We start from the raw sequence: 21,563 nt of genomic DNA, 5'->3' as shown, positions 1-21,563 counted from the left end.
GCGGCGTCGCGTCGCGTGTCGTTGTAGGCGCGCAACGCTGAAAGACGTCCTCGCAATCGGCAACAACTTAGGGCCGATGACCGGAAATGCCTCCATTCCGGCCATCGGCCCGTTTCACTTGACTCGCCGGGCGTCGCGGCGTAACACAGGGAAACAGTTGATACCTCTTGGTTTGGGACGGAAGGTTCCGAATCGAGTATACTTCGTTCTATTAGAATTCTGCGTGCGATTAATTCCTTTTATCGGGAACGCTATCGGACTAAAAATCATGTTGAAGCAGCGAACAATCAAGACCGTCGTCAAAACCGTGGGAATCGGGCTTCATTCCGGCCGAAAGGTCGATCTGACGCTGCGACCGGCGCCGGCTGGAACGGGTATCGTCTTCGCGCGGGTTGACCTGCCGCAGCCGGTGGACATTCCGGCGTCCGCCATGGCGATCGGCGATACGCGGCTCGCGTCGGTGTTGCAGAAGGACGGCGCCCGCGTGTTGACCATCGAGCATCTGATGTCGGCGTGCGCGGGTCTCGGCATCGACAATCTCTACGTCGATGTGACCGCCGAAGAAATCCCGATCATGGACGGCAGCGCTGCTTCCTTCGTGTTTCTGATTCAGTCGGCAGGTATCGAAGAGCAGAACGCGCCGAAGAAGTTCATCAAGGTGACGAAGCCCGTCGAAGTCCGCGACGGCGACAAATTCGCGCGTCTCGAGCCGTATTTCGGGTTCAAGCTGAGCTTCACCATCGACTTCCGTCATCCCGCCGTGGACAAGACGGGCCAGGCGCTGGAAGTGGATTTCGCGACGACGTCCTATGTCCGCGAAATCGCTCGCGCGCGCACGTTCGGTTTCGCGCATGAAGTGGAGATGATGCGCGAACTGGGTCTTGCGCGCGGCGGCAGCATGGACAACGCGATCGTGCTCGACGAATACCGCATTCTGAACAACGACGGCCTGCGCTACGACGACGAGTTCGTGAAGCACAAGATGCTCGACGCGATCGGCGACCTCTACGTGGTGGGGCATCCGCTGCTGGCGTCGTACAAGGCGTACAAGGGCGGCCACGCAATGAACAACATGCTGCTGCGCGAGTTGCTGGCGAACGAGGACGCTTATGAAATCGTCACGTTCGACGACACGCAGAAAGCGCCGCGCGGTTTCGGGTTCGATACGCAAACCGCATTCGCCTGATCATCGGCAGCAGGTCTGCAGGGCAATGTGAGCGGCAGGGAAAGCGCCGCTCATTTTTTTTGTCCGCGCCCCTGATGGCGTGCGGCCATGCGCGCGAGCGCTTCCTGCAACGGCGAAGGCGCGAGCGTCTCGGCCAGCTCATGCAACGCCGATGCCCCCGCCGCCGACATGCGCGCCTGCTTCGGCGGCGCGGCTTCCTTCACTGCTTGCGGCCGCACGCGGATTTTGAGCGAATCGACCGCCCATCCGCGCTGCTGCAAATCGGCAAGCAAACGTGGCTCGATATGGCGCAGACGCGCCGCCAGTGCGTTGTGCGCGGCGAAGAGCGCGAGCACGCCGTCCTTGATGAAGCCGGGCTCGATGTTCGCCGCGAGGTAGTCGGGAAGGAGCGCGGTGAGATCACGCTGGAGCGCCGCCATCTGCTCGACGCCGGCGCGCAGCGCGCGAAACGCGTCGGTCCGATCCAGCACGTCGGCGACGGCTTGCGGCCGGCGCGGATCGAACCGCTTCGGCGCGTACCTTGAATTTGTAGAAAAACGGCTCATTTTTTGATCGACGGACGCCTGACGCGACGCATCGATTGTACCGCGAGGCTGCCGCGCGGCACGCCCGGATGCCTTGTGCGGAGGCCCGCGCGGCCAAGCTTTCAGGCGGTTGACTGTCGCGTGCCGCCGACGTCCGCAAGCCCACGCCAACGCAAGATGTGCTTGACTCGCGTGCTAAAATTCCCGATTCGGTGCGACACGCACACTCGTGTCCGGCCGCCCCACGACAAGGGGCATCGACCGTCGGAAATCAGTTGGGGTCGCGGTCCCGGCTGCTCTGCTGACCATAGTGCTGGCACCTTGAGGCCAGCAATTTGTAGTGAAGCGATACTCGGAGGAGTAACACTGGGTATCGCCATAGGCGATCTCTGGTGCTGCATTCGCTGGAGTTCGCATTGCATTAACTCGGTTACCACCGAGTTCCGCCCTGTCAGCGGCTTCAACTCCGCTGCCAAGCGGATTGTTGTTTGCAAGTCCCAAGCCACAAGCTCAGGGATTCGCTAGCGGTACGAGTGGACAACTCGATGTGTCATTGTTCAAACCGACGCAGCACTGATCGGTTAGTGAACCTGTTATACGACTAGCAGTAGCCTAGGAGGACATGCGTCACTGGTAACGGTGGGGTGTGAAGCTTCTCTGACAATGTAGCCTCCCGGATGTTTCGGGCACACCGGTCCGTGAGGAGGGGTGTGGTACTCCTAGCAGCACTGGGGTACGGAGCTAGGCTGACTGATAGGGTTAACGCAAGTGAACTGCTGATAAACCTCGTTAGAATTGAGGTGCCTAAGCTGCTGTGTGGCACTGACCAAAAGGTATGCGGCCGGCTGTCTCGCTCGAATCTCGGGACACGTCGTCGTTGGGCCGTCGGGGAATAGGCAGAACCTAAGTCAGTCGTGTGACGCATCGGGAACGTGGTAAGCCCGTATTGTTGCCGGGGCTGTTGCCCGGCAGGCGAACCGTGAGGAACGCTGTTGATGGTGCGGGTATGGGAGGACGGAGCAAGCGAACGTCGGGCTGTAATGGCCCGGATAGGAGTTGAGACATTACTCCACGCGAAAGCGGGCAGACTTCCGTCTGGTCTACCGTCGCAAGACGGCTGGCTAACCCTCTGGTACTTGGTTAGATGCGGGCGCATGCGCCTGTATTGATATGTCTGTTCGAGACGTGGGTGCATGCACTCACGTTGAGTTCTGTTGTTCCCCAGCGGGGTGTATCTGCCCCGCTGGGGGAGATGCGCCTTCTGCCGGGGTCTAACCCAAGGTAGGAGAGCAGCATGAGAGTATCGAGTCGAACGACTGGGTCTGCGCTTTCCCACGTCCCAGACAACTGGCACGCTATAGACTGGCGGGTCGTTGAACGGAATGTGAGAGGGATTCAGATTCGAATTGCGAAGGCGACGCGGGAAGGTGACTGGCGCAGGGTGAAGGCCCTGCAACGGATGCTGACTCGCACGTTGTCCGCAAAGCTGTCTGCGGTACGACGTGTTACACAGAACCAAGGTGCGCGAACGGCAGGAGTCGATCGCGAACTGTGGGATTCGCCCGAGAGCCGATGGGAAGCTGTCGGCAGGTTGAAGCGGCGCGGATATAAGGCACTGCCGTTACGGAGAGTCTATATCCCCAAGGCCAATGGGAAAGAACGCCCTCTGGGCATTCCGACCATGCGGGACAGGGCGATGCAAGCCTTGTATCTGTTGGCTTTGGAGCCTGTAGCGGAGTCGAAGGGCGATCCGAACTCATATGGGTTCCGAAGAAACCGCTCTACGGCCGATGCTATGGGTCAACTTCGTGTGTGCCTTTCTCGCGAGGTTTCCGCCTCGTGGATACTGGAGGCAGATATAGAAGGCTTCTTCGATCACATCAACCATGATTGGCTGATCGCGAATGTCCCGATGGACACGAGCATCCTGCGGAAGTGGTTGAAGGCTGGCCTGATTTATCAAGGCCAGTTTCAGGCGACAGAGGCCGGTACGCCACAGGGAGGGATTATCTCCCCGACTTTGGCTAACATTACGCTGGACGGGTTGGAGGACGGTCTGACGACGCACCTACGTGCAAAGTTGGGCAAGACGAAGGCTCGAACGCTGAAGGTGAATGTGGTGCGGTACGCGGATGATTTTGTGATTACTGGTAACTCCTGCGAGTTGCTGGCACAAGACGTCCGGCCTTGGGTGGAAGGATTCCTCGCTCAGCGCGGACTGCGACTATCCGAGCAGAAAACGCGCATCACCCACATTGCCGATGGGTTCGATTTCCTCGGTTGGAACTTTCGGAAGTACAACGGAAAGTACCTGCCGAAACCTAGCAAAAAGAACGCGCAAGCTTTCTATCGCAAGGTGGCGGAAACGATCAGCGGCAACAAAACGGTGTCACAGGCGGATCTAATCCGGCTGTTGAACCCGATGTTGCGGGGATGGGCTCAGTATCATCGGGTCGTCTCGGCTAAGAAGGCGTACAGCCGCATGGAGCATCTGGTTTTTCGGAAGCTTTGGTGGTGGTCCCGCAGGCGACATCCACGCAAGAGTGCCGGATGGGTGAGAAGGAAGTACTTCCATACATCAGGCACCCGGCAGTGGGTCTTTGCTTGCCGTACGCCGTCTGATGACGGTAAGTGGGAGTTGAGTGAGTTGTTCGCACTCAGCGCAATGAGCATCAAACACCACACCAAGATCCAGGGGGACTACAACCCCTTTGATCCCACGTGGGAAGTATATGGCGAGCGCCTGCGACAGACGCGTATGTGGGAATCAATGCGCTACCGTAAGCAGTGGGCGACGCTATATATGTCGCAGGGCGGGCTTTGCGCGCACTGTGGTGGTGCCCTGACGGACGAGACAGGTTGGCACGAACATCATCTGCAATACCGGATGCATGGCGGTTCCGACGCGTTGTCCAACAGGGTTCTGCTCCATCCATTCTGTCATCAACGGGTGCACGCAGGTAACTTGGTAGTAACTAAGCCGGTTCTGGCGTAAGTCGGAACTTTGTTCGTAGATTTGAGCCGTATGCGGGGAAACTCGCACGTACGGTTCTCGGGGGGCCCGATCTTCGTAAGAAGGTCGGGCTACCCGACATTTCACCCAATGGACTTAAGTCGCCGAGGCCTTCCGAGCCCGGACGCAGCTTACCCTGTCGTCCATCCGAAGCCGCGACGCAGACACTGATCCGATGACGACCGGTTTCCTTCAGAAGATTTTTGGCAGCCGCAATCAGCGGCTGGTCAAGCAGTATCAAAAGACCGTTGCGGCGATCAATGCCCTCGAGCCGACCGTCGAGAAGTATTCGGACGATCAGCTGCGCGCGAAGACGGACGAGTTTCGCAAGCGTGTCGCTGGCGGCGAATCGCTCGACGTGCTTCTCCCGGAAGCGTTCGCCGTCTGTCGCGAAGCGAGCCGGCGCGTCCTGAAAATGCGCCACTTCGACGTCCAGCTGATCGGCGGCATGGTCCTGCATTACGGCAAGATCGCTGAAATGCGCACCGGCGAGGGCAAGACACTCGTCGCCACGCTCGCGGCGTATCTGAACGCGCTGTCGGGCCGTGGCGTGCACGTGGTGACGGTGAACGACTACCTCGCCCAGCGCGACGCCGAATGGATGGCTCGCCTGTACAACTTCCTCGGGCTCTCGTGCGGCGTGAACTTGTCGCAGATGCAGCATGCGCAGAAGCAGGAAGCCTACGCGGCGGACATCACCTACGGCACGAACAACGAATTCGGCTTCGACTATCTGCGCGACAACATGGTCTACGAGACCGACGCGCGCGTGCAGCGGCCGCTCAACTTCGCGATCGTTGACGAAGTGGATTCGATCCTCATTGACGAAGCGCGTACCCCGCTCATCATCTCCGGCCAGGCCGAAGACCACACCGACCTGTACGTGCGCATGAACGCGCTGCCGCCGCTGCTCGAACTGCAGATCGGCGAAGAAAAGGCGGACGGCACGGGCGTCGAGAAGCCGGGCGACTACACGCTCGACGAGAAAGCGCGCCAGGTGTTCCTGACCGAATCGGGCCACGAGAAGGCGGAGCGGCTGCTCGTCGAGTGGGGCTTGATCGGCGAGGGGGAAAGCCTCTACGCGCCGCAGAACATCACGCTGATGCATCACATCTATGCCGCGCTGCGCGCGCATACGCTTTTCCATCGCGATCAGCATTACGTGGTGCAGAGCGGCGAAGTCGTGATCGTCGATGAATTCACGGGCCGCATGATGACCGGCCGCCGCTGGTCGGACGGCTTGCATCAGGCGGTCGAAGCGAAGGAGCACGTGCAGATTCAGGCGGAGAACCAGACGCTCGCCTCGATCACGCTGCAGAACTACTTCCGCATGTACGCGAAGCTGTCCGGCATGACCGGCACGGCGGACACCGAAGCGTACGAGTTCCAGGAAATCTACGGCCTGGAAACGGTCGTGATCCCGACCAACCGTCCGCCGAAGCGCGTCGACAAGCAGGACCAGATCTACAAGACATCGAAGGAACGCTACGACGCGGTCATTCGCGACATCCGCGATTGCGTGGAACGCGGCCAGCCGACGCTCGTCGGCACCACGTCGATCGAAGCGTCGGAGTTGCTGTCCGGCTTGCTGACGCAGGCAGGCGTGCGTCACGAAGTGCTCAACGCGAAGCAGCACGCGCGGGAAGCGGCGATCGTCGCGGAAGCGGGCCGGCCGGGCGTCGTGACCATCGCGACGAACATGGCGGGTCGCGGCACGGACATCGTGCTCGGCGGCAACGTCGAGAAGCAGGCGTCGTTCATCGAGGCGGATCTTTCGATTCCCGAGGACGAAAAAGCCGCGCGCATCCAGAAGCTGCACGACGAATGGCAGGCGCTGCACGACCACGTGAAGGCGGCGGGCGGGCTGCATATCATCGGCACGGAGCGTCACGAATCGCGCCGTATCGACAACCAGCTGCGCGGCCGTGCGGGCCGTCAGGGCGACCCGGGCTCGTCGCGTTTCTATCTGTCGCTGGACGATCCGCTTCTGCGCATCTTCGCGGGTGACCGCGTCCGCGCGATCATGGATCGCCTGAAGATGCCGGAAGGCGAGCCGATCGAAGCGGGCATGGTCACACGTTCGATCGAAGGCGCGCAGCGCAAGGTCGAAGCGCGCAACTTCGATATCCGCAAGCAACTGCTCGAATACGACGACGTCGCGAATGATCAGCGAAAGGTCATCTATCAGCAGCGCAACGAGCTGCTCGAAGCGAACGACGTGCAGGAAACCATCGCCGCGATGCGTCAGGGCGTGATTGGCGATCTCGTTCGCACGTTCGTTCCGGCGGGCAGTATCGAGGAGCAGTGGGACGCGCCGGAACTCGAGGAAGTGCTGCGCAACGAGTGGTCGCTGGACCTGGCCATTCAGGAGATGATCAACGAGTCGAATTCCATCGACGCCGAGGAAATCTGCGAAGCCGTGCTGTCCGCCGCCGACGAAGCGTACGAGGCGAAGGTCGCACTGGTCGGCCGCGAATCGTTCAGCGCGTTCGAGCGCTCGATCATGCTGCAGACGCTCGACAGCCGCTGGCGCGAGCACCTCGCCGCGCTGGATCACCTGCGTCAGGGCATCCACCTGCGCGGCTATGCGCAGAAGAATCCGAAGCAGGAATACAAGCGCGAGGCATTCGAACTGTTCGCCGCGATGCTCGACGCCGTGAAGCAGGAAGTCACGCGCGTCGTGATGAACGTGCAGATCCAGTCGCCGGAACAACTGGAAGAAGCCGCCGAGCAGTACGAGGAGAGGGGCAGCCATCTGGAGAACGTGTCGTTCACGCACGCGGACTTCAATGCGCCCGCCGCGCCGACCGCGACGCCGGCAGCCGCCGCCGCGACCGCCACGGCGCAGATGGTCAATCAGGCGATGGCCACGAACGACGACATCACCGTCGCCACGCGCCCGTCCGACGAGGTGCCGAAGGTTGGCCGCAACGACCCGTGCCCGTGCGGCAGCGGGAAGAAGTACAAGAACTGTCACGGAAAGCTGGCATAAGGGCTTTCTGATCGACGAACGGACGAGCGACGCAGCAATGCGTCGTTTGTCTTTGCAGGTCTCAATCGGGCCGCGCGGCGCGCCCGAGCGTTTCACGGCGCCGTCCAGAGGTTCATCGCTTCAGACGGCGTCAGTCTTTCACAGCGTGCCGGCGCATCGGGTCGGCACTCGCCACCATCAGCGAGTCGCGAACATGGCTGTCAACTTCCCCTCGATCGATCCCGCCGCGCTGCATCCCGTTGCAGGCGTCACGCTAGGCTGGGCCGAAGCGAACATCCGCAAGCCCAATCGCAAGGACGTGCTCGTGATTCGCGTCAACGAAAACGCGACCGTCGCGGGCGTGTTCACGCAGAACCGCTTCTGCGCCGCGCCGGTGACGGTGTGCCGCGAGCATCTCGACGCAGTGCGCGCCGGCGGCAAGGGCATTCGCGCGCTGGTCGTCAACACGGGCAACGCCAACGCGGGCACCGGCGCACCGGGCCTGACCCACGCACGCGAAACCTGCGCGGAACTCGCGCGGCTCGCGGGCGTCGACGCCCAGCAGATCCTGCCCTTCTCGACGGGCGTGATTCTCGAACCGCTGCCGATCGATCGCCTGAAAGCCGGCCTGCCCGCCGCGCTCGCGAACCAGCAGGCCGCGCACTGGTTCGACGCCGCGCAGGCCATCATGACGACCGACACGCTGCCGAAGGCGTCGTCGCGGCAAGTGCAGATCGACGGTCACACGGTCACGCTCTCCGGCATCAGCAAGGGCGCGGGCATGATCAAGCCGAACATGGCGACGATGCTCGGCTTCCTCGCTTTCGATGCCGCCGTCGCGCAGCCGGTGCTCGACGAGCTCGTGAAGCACGTGGCGGATCGCTCGTTCAACTGCATCACCATCGACGGCGATACGTCCACGAACGATTCGTTCATCCTCATCGCATCGGGTAAATCGAGCCTGCCCGCGATCACGTCAACGGATGCGCCGGCCTACGCCGCGCTGCGCGACGCAGTGACGGCTGTGGCGCAGGAACTCGCGCAACTGATCGTGCGCGATGGCGAAGGCGCGACGAAGTTCATGACGATCACGGTCGAAGGCGGCAAGGATGTCGCGGAATGCCGGCAGATCGCCTACGCGATCGGCCATTCGCCGCTCGTGAAAACCGCGTTCTACGCGTCCGATCCGAACCTTGGCCGCATCCTCGCGGCCATCGGTTATGCGGGCGTGACGGACCTCGACGTCGGCAAAATCGATCTTTATCTCGACGATGTGCTCGTCGCGAAGGCGGGCGGGCGCAATCCCGACTACCGCGAAGAAGACGGCCAGCGCGTGATGAAGAAGAGCGAAATCGCGATTCGCGTCGTGCTCGGCCGTGGCAACGCGCAGGCGACCGTCTGGACCTGCGACCTCTCGCACGATTACGTCAGCATCAACGCCGACTACCGCTCGTAACGCGCGCTGAACCGGCGCGCAAAGAAACCGACATGGACAAACTCGAACAATTTCTCACGCGCGCCGAAGCGGTTCTGGCACGCATCGAAGGCATGCTGCCGCCTGCAACGCCCGATATCGACTGGCAATCCGCAGTGGCGTTTCGCTGGCGCAAGCGGCAGGGACGCGGCTTTCTGCAGCCGGTGCCCGCCATCTCCCACATTTCGCTCGACGACCTCCAGAACATCGATCGTCAGAAAGCGCTCATCGAGCAGAACACGCGGCAGTTCGTGAACAAGCTGCCTGCGAACAACGTCCTGCTGACGGGCGCGCGCGGAACGGGCAAGTCGTCGCTCATCAAGGCGTGCCTGAACGCGTACGCGAAGGACGGCCTGCGCCTGATCGAAGTCGACAAGGACGACCTGCACGATCTCGGCGACATCGTCGATCTGATCTCGACGCGGCCCGAGCGCTTCATCGTCTTCTGCGACGATTTGTCGTTCGAGGAAGGGGAATCGGGCTACAAGGCGCTGAAGGTTGCGCTCGACGGATCGGTGGCCGCGCAGTCGGACAACGTGCTGATCTACGCGACGTCCAATCGCCGCCATCTGTTGCCCGAATACATGAGCGACAACGAGTCGTACAAGCACATGCCCGATGGCGAGATTCATCCGGGCGAAGTCGTCGAAGAGAAGATTTCGTTGTCCGAGCGTTTCGGGCTGTGGGTGAGTTTCTATCCGTTCAAGCAGGACGACTATCTGACGATCGTCGGCCACTGGCTCAGGCACTTCGGATGCGATGCGGCCGAAATCGAGAGTGCACGCGGCGATGCGCTCGTCTGGGCGCTGGAGCGCGGTTCACGTTCTGGCCGCGTGGCGTGGCAGTTCGCGCGCGACTGGTCGGGCCGCAAGCAATGAGCGGCATGAAGGATGCGCGAACCGACATCGCACCCGATGGCCGCAAGGTGACCGAAGTGGCCGTCGGCGTGATGGTTCAGCCGGACGGCCGATATCTGCTCGCGCAGCGGCCCCACGGCAAGCCGTACGAGGGCTACTGGGAATTTCCGGGCGGCAAGCTGGAAGCAGGCGAGAGCGTCGAAGCGGCGCTCGCACGCGAGTTGCACGAGGAACTGGGCATCGATGTCTACGCGTGCGAACTGTGGCGCACGCTGGAACACGACTATCCGCACGCGTACGTGCGTCTTTTCTTCTGCAAGGTGACGGGCTGGACGGGGACGCCGCTTGGCCGCGAGGGGCAGGCAATCGCGTGGCAGGCGCTCCCGGTGGACGTCGCACCGCTCTTGCCCGCCGCGATTCCGGTGCTGGAATGGCTCGCGGCGGAAGCGGGGCAATGAACCGGCGAAGCGTCTAGTTAAGGCCGCCGTGCGAGTCGTCGTCCGGCGGCGTTTCCTGCGAGTTGCCCGCAACCTTGTATTTTTCCGCTGCCCAGGCGCCGAAATCGATTTGCTTGCAGCGCTCGGAGCAAAACGGACGAAAGCGGTTTTCCGGGACCCAGCGCACTTCCTTCGCGCAGGTTGGACATTTGACGACAGTGGTCATGACGGTAAGGCGTGGCTGGTTGAGCCGGCGTTTGATCGACAGTCGACTATATAAGGCCGAACCGCCCGGTTCAAAGGCTGCAAAGCGTCAGATGAAAGGGAACGTCAACATCGACGGGGCGCGGTTTCAAATCGCCGTCCTGCACGGTGAAACGCACCCACAACATGTACTTGTTGGCGCTCGCTTCAGGAATGACGCGCACTTCGGGCGATACGCGCACCTGCATCAACTGGTACGTGCGGCCTGAAAGCATCTGCTGATAGCTGCCCTGCATCGCCATGACTTTCGACGCCTGCCCCGACTCGCGGGCGAGCCGAAGGACGATGGAGGCGGCGTCGCGCAGGGCTAGCATCGGCATGACCCAGCTTGCGATGTCCTGACGGCGCTGCTCCACGGGCAACTGCTGCCACGCGTAATACGACGGCAGATCGAACTTGCAGGTGCCGCCGGGGATGATCGTGCGGCTGCGGATGCTCGCAAGCCATTCGTTGTCCGCAAGATGCTGGCCGGTCTTGCCGTGCATGTCGCCGAGACCGGCGAGCGTTTGTTCGATTTCGCCGAGGACGGCTTCCAGCGCCTCCTGCTCGATGCCCGGATTGCCGCGAAACGGCGCGAGCGTCTGACGCTGACGCTCCAGTTCCTTCATCAGGTCGGCTTTGAGATCCGTGCGCCCCGCGACTTCCGCGATTTCGAAGAGCGTTGTCAGCGCCACGTGATGCTCCCGGGGATCTTCCTGCGTCAGGAAGAACGTGAAGCGCTCGAACAAGTCTTCGAGACGCAGCAGCGTCCGAATCCGCTCGTTGAAGGGATACTCGTAAAGGATCAAGCGCTCGCCTCGGCGTGGGTCGGTTGCTTCCGTGAGCGGAAGTCAGCACATTCTAATGCCGCATGCTAACCCTAGCAAATCGAGCCACATTCTCACCGCCGTTACCGCTTTTTGAGCCGATATTTGCAGCTTCTCGATGTCTGGCGCTCGAAAACCGTCACCCGGCGAGCTTCGAATAAAGCGCGTGAAGTTCGTCGACGCGATGGGCAAGCGTTTCGAGCGTGGCGGCATCGTCGTTCAGCACGATGTCATCCGCCGCCGCGAGCCGCGTTTCGCGGGAGGCCTGCTTTGCGATGATCGCGAGCACCTGCTCGCGCGGAAAGCCGTTGCGCCGCATGACGCGCGCAATTTGCGTCTCGACCGGACAATCGACGACGAGCACGCGTGACACTCGCGAAGCCCAATTCCCTGATTCGACGAGTAACGGCACCACGACGATGTGGTACGCGCCGCCCGCTTCGGACCGCTGGCGCTCCGTTTCCGCGCGTATCAGCGGATGCAGGATGCCTTCGAGGCGCGCTTTCGCGGTGTCGTCGGTGAAGACGAGTCCGCGCATTTTCGCGCGATCCAGCGAGCCGTCGGGCGCGACGAAGTCACTGCCGAACTCGCTTGCAATTATCGGCATCGCAACGCCGCGCGGCGCCGTGACCTGATGCGCGATGATGTCCGTATCGATCAGCGGGATGCCGCGCGCGGCGAACAGGTCCGCGACCGTGCTCTTGCCGCTGCCGATACCGCCCGTCAGCCCGATGCTGAACATCCGCTGCTCCTTGTCTTCATCCGAATAATGCATAAAGCGGCGTGCCGACGAAAAGCGTGATCGCTCCGCCCGCCGCGAGGAACGGACCGAACGGCAACGGCTCCTCGAAGCGCATGCGGCCCCGCCACGTCGCGAGAATACCGAAGACCGCGCCCGCCACCGCCGAGATCAGGACCACTTGCGCGAGCGCGGCCCAGCCGAGCCACGCGCCGATTGCGGCCAGCAGCTTGAAGTCGCCGTAGCCCATGCCCTCGACGCCGCGCGCCAGCTTGAAGATCCAGTAGACGCACCACAGAAAGAGATAGCCCGCGATCGCGCCGGTGACCGCATCGTGGAGGGTCGCGAATCCGCCTTCACCCAGATTGACGATGAAGCCGGCCCACAGGAGCGGCAACGTCAGCACGTCGGGCAGATAGCGCGTGTCGTAATCGATGAGGCTTGCGGCCAGCAGCGCCGCGCAGAGGCCGAACGCGGCAAGCGCCGGCCAGTCCGGGCCGTAGGCGTAAAGCGAGAGCGCGGCGAGGGCGGCGGTCGCCAGCTCGATCAGCGGATAGCGCGGGCTCACGCGCGCGCCGCACGACGAGCATCGGCCTCTGAGCGCGAGATAGCTGAAGACCGGCACGTTCTCCCAGGCACGCAGCACATGCCCGCAATGGGGACACGCGCTGCGCGGCACTGCGAGATTGAAGCGCTCGGGGTAGGCGTCGGCGGGTGCTTTGGGGGCATCGGGCACGGCGGCGTCGAACTCCGCGCGCCACGCGCGTTCCAGCATCACCGGCAAGCGATGCACGACGACCGTCAGGAAGCTGCCGATCACGAGCCCGAACACGACGGCGAACACATACTGCGCGACGACCGGCAAAGCCGCGAACGGCGCCAGGTAATCGCTCGCGTGATGCGCGGCGGAGGGATCGAACGGAGGCTGCATGATAGGGATGCGATGTCTTTGGCCCGCGATGCTACACCACGTTGCCGAGCTGGATGATCGGAAGATACATCGCGATGACGAGACCGCCCACGAGCGCGCCCAGCACGGCGATGACGAGCGGCTCGCACAGGCTCGCGAATGCGCCGATGCGTTCGTCCACCTGACGATCGGCGAGTGTGGCGAGATCGAGCAGCATCGCATCGAGCGAGCCGGATTCTTCCGCGACCGCGATCGGCTGCACGACGTCTTGCGGAAAGCAGTCGAGCGCGCGCATCGCGGAGGCCAGGCGTTCTCCGTTGCGCAGCCGCGCCGCTATCTCGACGGTCGCGCGGTCGAATACCTGATTGCCGGTGGCGTGCGCGAGAGAATCGAACGCGTCGGAGAGCGGCGTGCCGGCCGCCAGCAGGGTGCCGAGCGCACGGCTCCATCGGGCGACGGTGAGCGAGCGCAGCAGGGCGCCGACGATCGGCAGCTTCAGCGCGATGCGGTCCGCGGTTTCGCGCGCGCGAGCGGACCGCCTGAGCCACCGCGCGCCGAAAAGCACCGCGCAGGCGGAGACGGCCGCGAACCCCATGCCATGACGCGCGACGGCATCGGACAACGCGAGCACGAAGCGCGTCGGCGCGGGCAGCGCGGCGCCGAAGCCATCGAAAATCGTCTTGAACGTCGGCACCACGCCGATCAGCAAGGCCGCCGTGATCGCCAGCGACAGCAGCAGCACCATCACCGGATAGGCGAGCGCGGCGCGCAGCTTCGCGCGCTGCGCGCTGGCGCGGTCGTGATCGTCGGCGAGTCGCGCGAGGACGGCGGGCAACGCGCCGGCCACTTCGCCGACCGCGACGAGCTGGCAATAAAGCGCGCCGAAAGCCGCCGGATGACGCGCGAGCGCCGCCGAGAACGGCACGCCGCGCGTGATGTCGCGCCCAAGAGAACGCACGATGCGCGAAAGACCGCGACGGCCGCCCGCATTGCCGAGCATGTCGAGCGTGCTTGCAAGCGGCAGCCCCGCGCGCAACAAACCCGCAAGCTGACGCGTGAAAACGCCGACATCCGCGGACGATGCCTTCGGCGGCGGTGCGTCGCCTAGTGTCTCGAGTTCGAGGACGATCACGCCGTCGCGTCGCAAGGACGCGCGGGCCGAAGCCGGATCGGCGGCAATCAGCTTGCCGCTCTTGCGCACGCCTTCCGCGTCGATGCCTCGCCAGCCGAAGCGCAGTTCCGATGATCCGTGCGCGCTCATGCGATCTCCGTCGCGTTCAACGGCTTCCGCGACGCTCGTGACGCCTTCGCGCACGCGTGCAAACGCGGCGTCGCGCAGCGCCGGCATGCCTTCCGATTGCGCTAGCCGCGCGATTGCATGCGTCGCCGATCGACCGACGATGAGCTCGCGCATCGCATCGGATACCGGCATCAACTGATGCACGCCGATCCGCCCGCGATACCCGATGCCATGACACGCCGGGCATCCGCGCGGCTCGAACGGCCGCACGCCGTTGTCGAGCGTGAGCGCCGACGGCGTGCGGCACACTTCGCATAGCTTGCGCACGAGCCGTTGCGCGGTGACGAGTCTCAGCGCCGACGCGAGGTTGTACGGCGCGACGCCGATATCGATGAGACGCGCGATGGCGGCAGGCGCGTCGTTCGTGTGAAGCGTGGACAGCACGAGATGGCCGGTCTGCGCGGCCTTTACCGCGACATCGGCGGTCTCGGCATCGCGGATTTCGCCGACCATGATGACATCGGGGTCCTGCCGCATGAACGCGCGCAACGCCACGGCGAAGCTCAGGCCGGCCTTTTCGCGCACGCTGACTTGATTGATGCCGGCGAGCTGGATTTCGGCTGGATCTTCGACCGAGCAGATGTTGCGCGCGTCGGCGTTGAGCATCTGCAGGAAGCAATAGAGGGATAAGGTCTTGCCGCTCCCCGTCGGTCCGGTGACGAGCACGAGGCCGTGCGGCGCGCGAATCGCCGATTCGACGATGCGGCTTTGCCCTTCGTTCAGCCCCAGCGCGCCGAGCGAAAGGTCGGGCGGCAAGGCGTCCAGCCGACGCAGCACGAGCTTTTCGCCGAAGAGCGTCGGCAGGGAATTCACGCGATAGTCGCCGATCTGTCCGCCGCCAAGCGCAAGCCGCAGCCGGCCGTCCTGCGGCACGCGGCGCTCGGCGATATCCATACGCGCCAGCACTTTGATGCGTGTCACGAACGCGTCGCGCAGATGCGGCGGCGGGCGGCGCAGCACGTGCAACGCGCCGTCGACGCGCAGCCGAATGCGCCATTCGTGCTCGGACGGTTCGACGTGGATATCGGACGCGCCGCGCTCGGCGGCTTCACGCAGGGTGTTCGCGAGCAGCGAGACGGCGGGCGTATCGGAATCGGATGCAGTGTCGAGGGCGGAGATCATGGGGCGATGGTGGCGATGACGATGATCCGATCATCCCGCGCCCGCTTGCCCGCGCCTACTCGTCCGAATGGCTAACGCAGCCCGCGCTTGGCCAGCGTCTGCGGGCGGAAGATTTTGACGGTGCGGATCGCCTGATCGTCGCTGCGCAGGACTTCGAAATGAACGCCCGCAATACGCACCGATACGTCGCCGTCCGGAATATCTTCGAGCGTTTCGAGGATGAGACCGTTCAGCGTCTTCGGCCCGTCGGTCGGCAAGCTGATCTTCAGCCAGCGATTCAATTCACGCAGCGGCATGCTGCCCGCGACGATACATTCGCCGTTCTCGTCCCAGCCGCGCGAACCGGCGCTGCGCGGAATCGTCGTCGTGAACTCGCCGATCAGTTCCTCGATGATGTCTTCCGGCGTGACGAGGCCCTGCAACTCACCGTATTCGTCGACCACGATGGCAATGCGGTGGCCGCTCTCCTGAAAATATTGAAGCTGCTGGAACACCGGCGTACCGGCGGGCACGAAGTAAGGTTCCGTGAGCAATTCGCGCAGCGTTTCGCGCTCGAGTTCCTGGTTATGCAGCGCCGACAGCGTCTTGCGCACGTGCAGGATGCCGAGCACGCGGTCGATGTCGCCCTGATAAACGACGAGCTTGTTGTGATAGCAGGTTTCGAGTTGATGCAGGATCTGGTCGAACGGCGCGTCGAAGTCGAGTGCTTCGATGCGGCGGCGGGGGATCATTACGTCGTCGACGGAAATGTTCTCAAGGTCGAACAGATTCAGCAGGATGCTGCGGTGCTTGGTCGGCATGAAGCTGCCCGTTTCCAGCACGATAGTGCGCAGTTCTTCCGGCGACAGACGCTGGTCTCGGCCGCCTTTCGTATTGATGTGCAGCGCGCCGAGAATGGCGTTGGCAAAAAGATTGACGAACCACACCAGTGGCCGCGCGATGCGCATGAGCGGCGCGAGCACGAGACTCGCCGGAAGCGCGACCTTCTCCGGATACGTCGCGCCGACGATTTTCGGCGCGATTTCCGCGAACACGATAATCAGAAACGCGATGACGCCCGTCGTGACCGACAACACGATGTTATTGTGCCCGAACGTGTGCAGTGCGATGGATGTCGTGAGCACCGGGATGATCGTGTTGATCAGGTTGTTGCCGATCAGAATGACGGAAAGCAGCTGGTCGGTCTTCGCAAGCAGCCCCTGCGTGGTGCGCGCGCGCAGCGATCCCTGACTAGCCAGATACTTCAGCCGATGGCGATTGAGCGCCATCATCGACGTTTCGGAGATCGAGAAGAAACCGGAAAGGATGAGAAGCAGAAAGATGGCGCTGATTTGCGCCCATAAGGGAAGGTTGTCCACGCGGTGGTCGAGTAGAAGCGATGATGAAGGGACTATAGCAGACGGCTTTCCCGCTCCGCCCCGCGCCGTTTAGCTTGAGAGCCTTGCGCAGCGGCGGGCTGAAAAGAAAAAACCCGCATGGCGGACCATGCGGGTTTTTGCAATTCTGGTCGGGGTGAGAGGATTCGAACCTCCGGCCTCTACGTCCCGAACGTAGCGCTCTACCAGGCTAAGCTACACCCCGAATTAACTTAACTAGACGTTTTGCGCGTTGAAGTCTCGTTTAAGACTGTCTCGCCGTCGAGTAAGAACATAATTCTAGCAGGCTATCTTTGAAAATGGAACTGGGAAACGAAGAAATTGCATCGGCGGCGGCTTGTGCTTCATTTCGCGCGCATTGCAACGTGTGATCCAGCGCGCCCGACGTGGTGATTGCATGGAAGATGGTGTCGAAGCGATCCGTGCCGCCTTGCTCGATGGCTTCGCGCGCGAGCGTCGCCTGTTCGGGCGTGCCGTGTTCCATCAGATAGATGAGCGGCAGCGTGGGCTTGCCTTCGCGCAGGTCGTCGCCGGCGTTCTTGCCCATCGATTCGGGCGTGCCGGTGTAATCGAGCCAGTCGTCCATGATCTGGAACGCGGTGCCGATGCGCCGGCCGAACTCCGCCGCAGCCGCTTCGGTGCGCGCATCCGCGCCGGACAGCACCGCGCCGAGTTGCGCCGCCGCCTCGAAGAGCTTCGCCGTCTTGTAGCGGATGACCTGCATGTAACGCGCTTCGTCGACGTCCGGGTCGTGCATGTTCAGAAGCTGCAGCACTTCGCCTTCCGAAATGATGTTGGTGGCGACAGACAGAATCTCCATCACGCGCATCTTGCCGACGCTCACCATCATCTCGAACGAGCGAGAGTAAAGGAAATCGCCGACCAGCACGCTCGCCGCGTTGCCGAACAGCGCGTTGGCGGTCTTGCGGCCACGGCGCAGATCGGACTCGTCGACGACATCGTCGTGCAGCAGCGTCGCGGTGTGGATGAATTCCACCACCGCCGCGAGTTCATGGCGATGCCCGGTCGTATCGCCAAGCGCGCCCGCAACCAGCAGCAACAACGCCGGACGCAGCCGCTTGCCGCCCGCGCCGATGATGTACTCGGAAATCTGATTGATGAGCATCACTTCTGATGCCAGGCGCTGCCGGATGACGCGGTTGACCTGCTGCATGTCCTCGGCGATCGGGGCAAGCAGTGCGGCGGCGTCGGGGGAAGAAGTGGCGGTGGACGACATGATCGGCAAATAAGGTAATGCGGCGGATTATAAGGCGAATCGGTGCGGCGACGGGTCCCGCGGCGCGCGATGGTTGCGTGGACGGGCGCAATCGCGATCGGATCGGCGAGAAATCGCCGAAGATCGGACACGGATGCCGCACACCGGGAACATGCGGCAAATGTCAATGCCTTTTGACGTGCTGCCTAACCCTATGTATAATCTCGTGTTTTCCGCGCGTGGTGCGTGGAAAAACGAAATTCTGAGTGAGGTTCTCAATGTACGCGGTCATAAAAACCGGCGGCAAGCAGTATAAGGTTGCCGTTGGCGAAAAATTGAAAGTAGAACAGATACCGGCAGACATTGACGCTGAAATCACGCTCGACCAGGTTCTCGCAGTAGGCGAAGGTGAATCGATTCAGTTCGGTACGCCGCTGGTCAGTGGGGCTTCCGTCAAGGCTACCGTCGTGTCCCAGGGTCGTCACAAGAAAGTGACCATCTTCAAGATGCGCCGCCGGAAGCACTACCAAAAGCACGCTGGCCATCGCCAGAACTACACCGAACTGCGCATCGACGCGATCAACGCTTAACGCGTCGCGCATAACGGTAAAGGAGCTATAGCAAATGGCACACAAAAAAGCAGGCGGGTCTTCCCGCAACGGCCGCGACTCGGAATCGAAGCGCCTCGGCGTGAAGGTTTACGGCGGCCAGGCAATCAACGCGGGCGGCATCATCGTTCGCCAGCGCGGCACGCGCATGCACCCGGGTGAAAACGTCGGCATCGGCAAGGACCACACGCTGTTCGCGCTGACCGATGGCCACGTCCAGTTCACGACGAAGGGCGCAGCGAAGAAGCACACGGTCGTCGTCGTCCCGGCAGCGTAAATAGTACGCACGGGCTTCAGGACCGCAAAAGGCCCCGCGAAGTTCGCGGGGCCTTTTGCATTGGTGCGCGCAAAACGCCGCACCGAGAGAATTCACGGTTATCGATGACCGGCAGCCGCCGGTCACGGCAAAATAGCGTGTCGGCTGCAGCCAGGGCGTTCTCGCCGGGCCAGCCTCATCGCTTGGAAACACGGGACGGAGCAACGCATGAAGTTCATTGACGAAGCGAGGATCGAAGTCATCGCCGGCGACGGGGGAGATGGCAGCGCGTCGATGCGCCGCGAAAAGTTCGTCCCGTTCGGCGGGCCGGACGGCGGCGACGGCGGGCGCGGCGGCAGCGTGTACGCGGTCGCGGATCGCAACATCAACACGCTGATCGACTACCGGTTCGCGAAAAAGCATCAGGCGCGCAACGGCGAAAACGGCCGCGGGTCGGACTGCTACGGCAAAGGCGGCGAAGACATCACGCTGCGCATGCCGGTCGGAACCATCATCTCGGACCAGGAAACCGGCGAAATCATCGCTGATCTGACCGAGCACAATCAACAAGTCCTGATCGCGCAGGGCGGCGCGGGCGGCCTCGGCAACCTGCATTTCAAATCGAGCACGAACCGCGCGCCGCGTCAGAAGACCGACGGCAAGCCGGGCGAGCGCCGCATGCTCAAGCTCGAACTGAAGGTGCTCGCGGATGTCGGCTTGCTCGGCATGCCGAACGCGGGAAAATCCACGTTTATTTCGTCAGTGTCGAACGCGCGGCCCAAGATCGCCGATTACCCGTTCACGACGCTCGCGCCGAATCTCGGCGTGGTGCGCGTCGGGCCGAGCAAGAGCTTCGTGATCGCGGACATTCCGGGGCTGATCGAAGGCGCGGCGGAAGGCGCGGGGCTGGGTCATCGCTTCCTGCGGCACTTGCAGCGCACCGGCGTGCTGCTGCATCTGGTCGACCTTGCTCCGTTCGATGAAAATGTCGATCCCGTCGCCGATGCGAAAGCGATCGTCGGCGAGCTGCGCAAGTACGACGAGGCGCTTTATGAAAAGCCGCGCTGGCTCGTGCTGAACAAGCTCGACATGGTGCCCGAGGAGGAGCGCGGGGCGCGCGTGAAAGACTTCATCGAGCGTTTCGAATGGGAAGGCCCGGTCTATGAAATCTCCGCGCTGACCGGCCAGGGCTGCGAGGCGCTCACGTACGCCATCTTCGATTACATCTCGCAGCATTCCGACGCCTCCCGCGCGGCCGAAGCCGAAGACCTTGCCGCCGACGTCCGCTTTCGTGACGACGCCGCGAGCAAAGAAGCCAACGAGTAAAGAAGCGACCTGCTGAAACGGGCCGCGACACCCGAGGAGAAAGCGCACGATGCGTTCGGTCATCGCCGCTGCGAAGCGAATCGTAGTGAAAGTGGGGTCCAGTCTCGTCACCAACGACGGGCGCGGACTGGATCACGCGGCCATCGCGCGTTGGGCGTCGCAGATCGCGGCGTTGCGCGAGCAGGGCAAGGAAGTCGTGCTCGTCAGTTCGGGCGCGATTGCGGAGGGCATTCACCGACTCGGCTGGAGCAAGCGGCCGCGCGTAATCGACGAGCTTCAGGCCGCCGCCGCAGTCGGGCAGATGGGGCTCGCGCAGGTCTACGAAAGCAGCTTCGGCGCGCACGGCATCCGCACCGCGCAGATTCTGCTCACGCATGCCGATCTCGCCGATCGCGAGCGTTACCTGAACGCGCGCTCCACGCTTTTGACGCTGCTTCGGCTCGGCGCGGTGCCGATCATCAACGAGAACGACACCGTCATCACCGACGAAATCAAGTTCGGCGACAACGACACGCTCGGCGCGCTCGTGGCGAATCTGATCGAAGGCGATGCGCTCGTGATCCTCACCGATCAGCGCGGCCTTTTCACCGCCGATCCGCGTAAGGACCCGAACGCGACGCTCGTGGAGCAGGCCGATGCCGGCACGCCCGAACTCGAGCAGATGGCCGGCGGCGCGGGCTCGAGCCTCGGGCGCGGCGGCATGCTGACCAAGATTCTCGCGGCCAAGCGTGCGGCGCATAGCGGCGCGAACACCGTGATTGCGAGCGGACGGGAAGCCGATGTGCTGACGCGCCTCGCGTCAGGCGAGATGATCGGCACGCAACTCATCGCACGCACCGCGCGCATCGCGGCGCGCAAACAGTGGATGGCCGATCACCTGCAGGTGCGCGGGCATGTGGTCATCGACAACGGCGCCGTGCAGAAGCTCACCGCCGACGGAAAGAGCTTGCTGCCGATCGGCGTCGTCAACGTGAAGGGCGCGTTCGATCGCGGGGAAGTGATCGCATGCGTCAACGATCAGGGACAGGAAGTCGCGCGCGGCATCACCAATTACAGTAGTTCGGAAGCGCGGCTGATCCATCGGCGGCCGAGCGGCGAGATCGAGACGGTGCTCGGCTATATGCTCGAACCGGAACTGATCCATCGCGACAATCTGGTGCTCGTCTGAACCGCGAAGC

Annotated in this window: 18 protein-coding genes, 1 tRNA gene and 1 pseudogene; 10 read left to right on the top strand and 10 right to left on the bottom strand. The window is 62.9% G+C overall.

The annotated features are described in order from the left end of the window. Window positions 1-268 precede the first annotated feature (268 nt). Window positions 269-1,186 (top strand): UDP-3-O-acyl-N-acetylglucosamine deacetylase, encoded by a 918-nt coding sequence (lpxC, locus tag P9255_RS17015; protein WP_309790150.1) that lies wholly within the window; start codon window positions 269-271, stop codon window positions 1,184-1,186. Window positions 1,187-1,236: 50 nt separating this feature from the next. Here the strand turns inward: lpxC and P9255_RS17010 are convergent, their stop codons facing one another. Next, the gene (locus P9255_RS17010; protein WP_309790149.1) at window positions 1,237-1,731 is read right to left on the bottom strand and encodes a DUF721 domain-containing protein; all 495 of its coding nucleotides are present in this window, start codon (window positions 1,729-1,731) and stop codon (window positions 1,237-1,239) included. Between the two features lie 1,273 nt (window positions 1,732-3,004). On the opposite strand from P9255_RS17010, the gene ltrA reads away from it, so the two are divergent. From ltrA to P9255_RS16985, 5 genes are all read left to right on the top strand, one after another. Next, window positions 3,005-4,705 (top strand): group II intron reverse transcriptase/maturase, encoded by a 1,701-nt coding sequence (ltrA, locus tag P9255_RS17005; RefSeq protein WP_309764016.1) that lies wholly within the window; start codon window positions 3,005-3,007, stop codon window positions 4,703-4,705. A gap of 193 nt (window positions 4,706-4,898) precedes the next feature. Then, on the top strand, window positions 4,899-7,715 hold the full coding sequence (gene secA / locus P9255_RS17000; protein ID WP_309790148.1) for a preprotein translocase subunit SecA: 2,817 nt from the start codon (window positions 4,899-4,901) through the stop codon (window positions 7,713-7,715). Between the two features lie 193 nt (window positions 7,716-7,908). Further along, window positions 7,909-9,150 (top strand): bifunctional glutamate N-acetyltransferase/amino-acid acetyltransferase ArgJ, encoded by a 1,242-nt coding sequence (argJ, locus tag P9255_RS16995; RefSeq protein ID WP_309790147.1) that lies wholly within the window; start codon window positions 7,909-7,911, stop codon window positions 9,148-9,150. A 32-nt stretch (window positions 9,151-9,182) separates the two neighbouring features. After that, window positions 9,183-10,046 (top strand): ATP-binding protein, encoded by an 864-nt coding sequence (locus P9255_RS16990; protein ID WP_309790146.1) that lies wholly within the window; start codon window positions 9,183-9,185, stop codon window positions 10,044-10,046. 5 nt (window positions 10,047-10,051) lie between these two features. Continuing rightward, complete coding sequence (locus P9255_RS16985; protein ID WP_309790145.1) at window positions 10,052-10,483, top strand: NUDIX domain-containing protein; 432 nt, start codon at window positions 10,052-10,054, stop codon at window positions 10,481-10,483. Window positions 10,484-10,496: 13 nt separating this feature from the next. On the opposite strand, the gene P9255_RS16980 is transcribed toward P9255_RS16985, so the two are convergent. From P9255_RS16980 to P9255_RS16940, 9 genes and pseudogenes are all read right to left on the bottom strand, one after another. After that, complete coding sequence (locus P9255_RS16980) at window positions 10,497-10,688, bottom strand: DNA gyrase inhibitor YacG (RefSeq protein WP_309790144.1); 192 nt, start codon at window positions 10,686-10,688, stop codon at window positions 10,497-10,499. A 70-nt stretch (window positions 10,689-10,758) separates the two neighbouring features. Continuing rightward, entirely contained in the window at window positions 10,759-11,514 is a 756-nt protein-coding gene (zapD, locus tag P9255_RS16975) for a cell division protein ZapD (RefSeq protein WP_309764022.1), read from the bottom strand. A gap of 157 nt (window positions 11,515-11,671) precedes the next feature. Continuing rightward, window positions 11,672-12,274, bottom strand: coding sequence for a dephospho-CoA kinase (coaE, locus tag P9255_RS16970; RefSeq protein ID WP_309790143.1), 603 nt, complete (start codon window positions 12,272-12,274; stop codon window positions 11,672-11,674). 16 nt (window positions 12,275-12,290) lie between these two features. Beyond that, window positions 12,291-13,202: an A24 family peptidase gene (locus tag P9255_RS16965; protein ID WP_309764024.1), complete on the bottom strand. Its 912-nt coding sequence runs from the start codon at window positions 13,200-13,202 to the stop codon at window positions 12,291-12,293. A 31-nt stretch (window positions 13,203-13,233) separates the two neighbouring features. Then, the gene (locus P9255_RS16960) at window positions 13,234-14,442 is read right to left on the bottom strand and encodes a type II secretion system F family protein (RefSeq protein ID WP_309790142.1); all 1,209 of its coding nucleotides are present in this window, start codon (window positions 14,440-14,442) and stop codon (window positions 13,234-13,236) included. Beyond that, a pseudogene (locus P9255_RS16955) lies at window positions 14,439-15,603 on the bottom strand (GspE/PulE family protein). Before P9255_RS16955 ends, P9255_RS16960 begins: the two are co-directional and overlap by 4 nt. 71 nt (window positions 15,604-15,674) lie before the next feature. Further along, on the bottom strand, window positions 15,675-16,961 hold the full coding sequence (locus P9255_RS16950) for an HlyC/CorC family transporter (protein ID WP_309764027.1): 1,287 nt from the start codon (window positions 16,959-16,961) through the stop codon (window positions 15,675-15,677). A gap of 146 nt (window positions 16,962-17,107) precedes the next feature. Next, window positions 17,108-17,184, bottom strand: a tRNA-Pro gene (locus P9255_RS16945). 39 nt (window positions 17,185-17,223) lie between these two features. Then, window positions 17,224-18,216, bottom strand: coding sequence for a polyprenyl synthetase family protein (locus P9255_RS16940; protein ID WP_309764028.1), 993 nt, complete (start codon window positions 18,214-18,216; stop codon window positions 17,224-17,226). 257 nt (window positions 18,217-18,473) lie between these two features. On the opposite strand from P9255_RS16940, the gene rplU reads away from it, so the two are divergent. The 4 genes from rplU to proB all read left to right on the top strand — a co-directional run bounded on the left by rplU (window position 18,474) and on the right by proB (window position 21,553). Further along, window positions 18,474-18,785 (top strand): 50S ribosomal protein L21, encoded by a 312-nt coding sequence (gene rplU / locus P9255_RS16935; RefSeq protein ID WP_008342953.1) that lies wholly within the window; start codon window positions 18,474-18,476, stop codon window positions 18,783-18,785. Window positions 18,786-18,819: 34 nt separating this feature from the next. Further along, window positions 18,820-19,080 carry a 50S ribosomal protein L27 gene (gene rpmA / locus P9255_RS16930; protein WP_035966833.1) on the top strand — a complete coding sequence of 87 codons (261 nt, stop codon included), beginning with the start codon at window positions 18,820-18,822 and terminating at the stop codon, window positions 19,078-19,080. 207 nt (window positions 19,081-19,287) lie between these two features. Then, window positions 19,288-20,385 (top strand): Obg family GTPase CgtA, encoded by a 1,098-nt coding sequence (gene cgtA / locus P9255_RS16925; protein WP_309764030.1) that lies wholly within the window; start codon window positions 19,288-19,290, stop codon window positions 20,383-20,385. Between the two features lie 49 nt (window positions 20,386-20,434). Continuing rightward, the gene (gene proB, locus P9255_RS16920; RefSeq protein ID WP_309790141.1) at window positions 20,435-21,553 is read left to right on the top strand and encodes a glutamate 5-kinase; all 1,119 of its coding nucleotides are present in this window, start codon (window positions 20,435-20,437) and stop codon (window positions 21,551-21,553) included. Window positions 21,554-21,563: the final 10 nt, after the last annotated feature.

It is taken from the genome of Caballeronia sp. LZ019, assembly GCF_031450825.1.
GTDB lineage: Bacteria > Pseudomonadota > Gammaproteobacteria > Burkholderiales > Burkholderiaceae > Caballeronia.
Note: the sequence above shows the minus strand (reverse complement) of the source record. Positions and strands in the feature narration are given on the sequence as shown.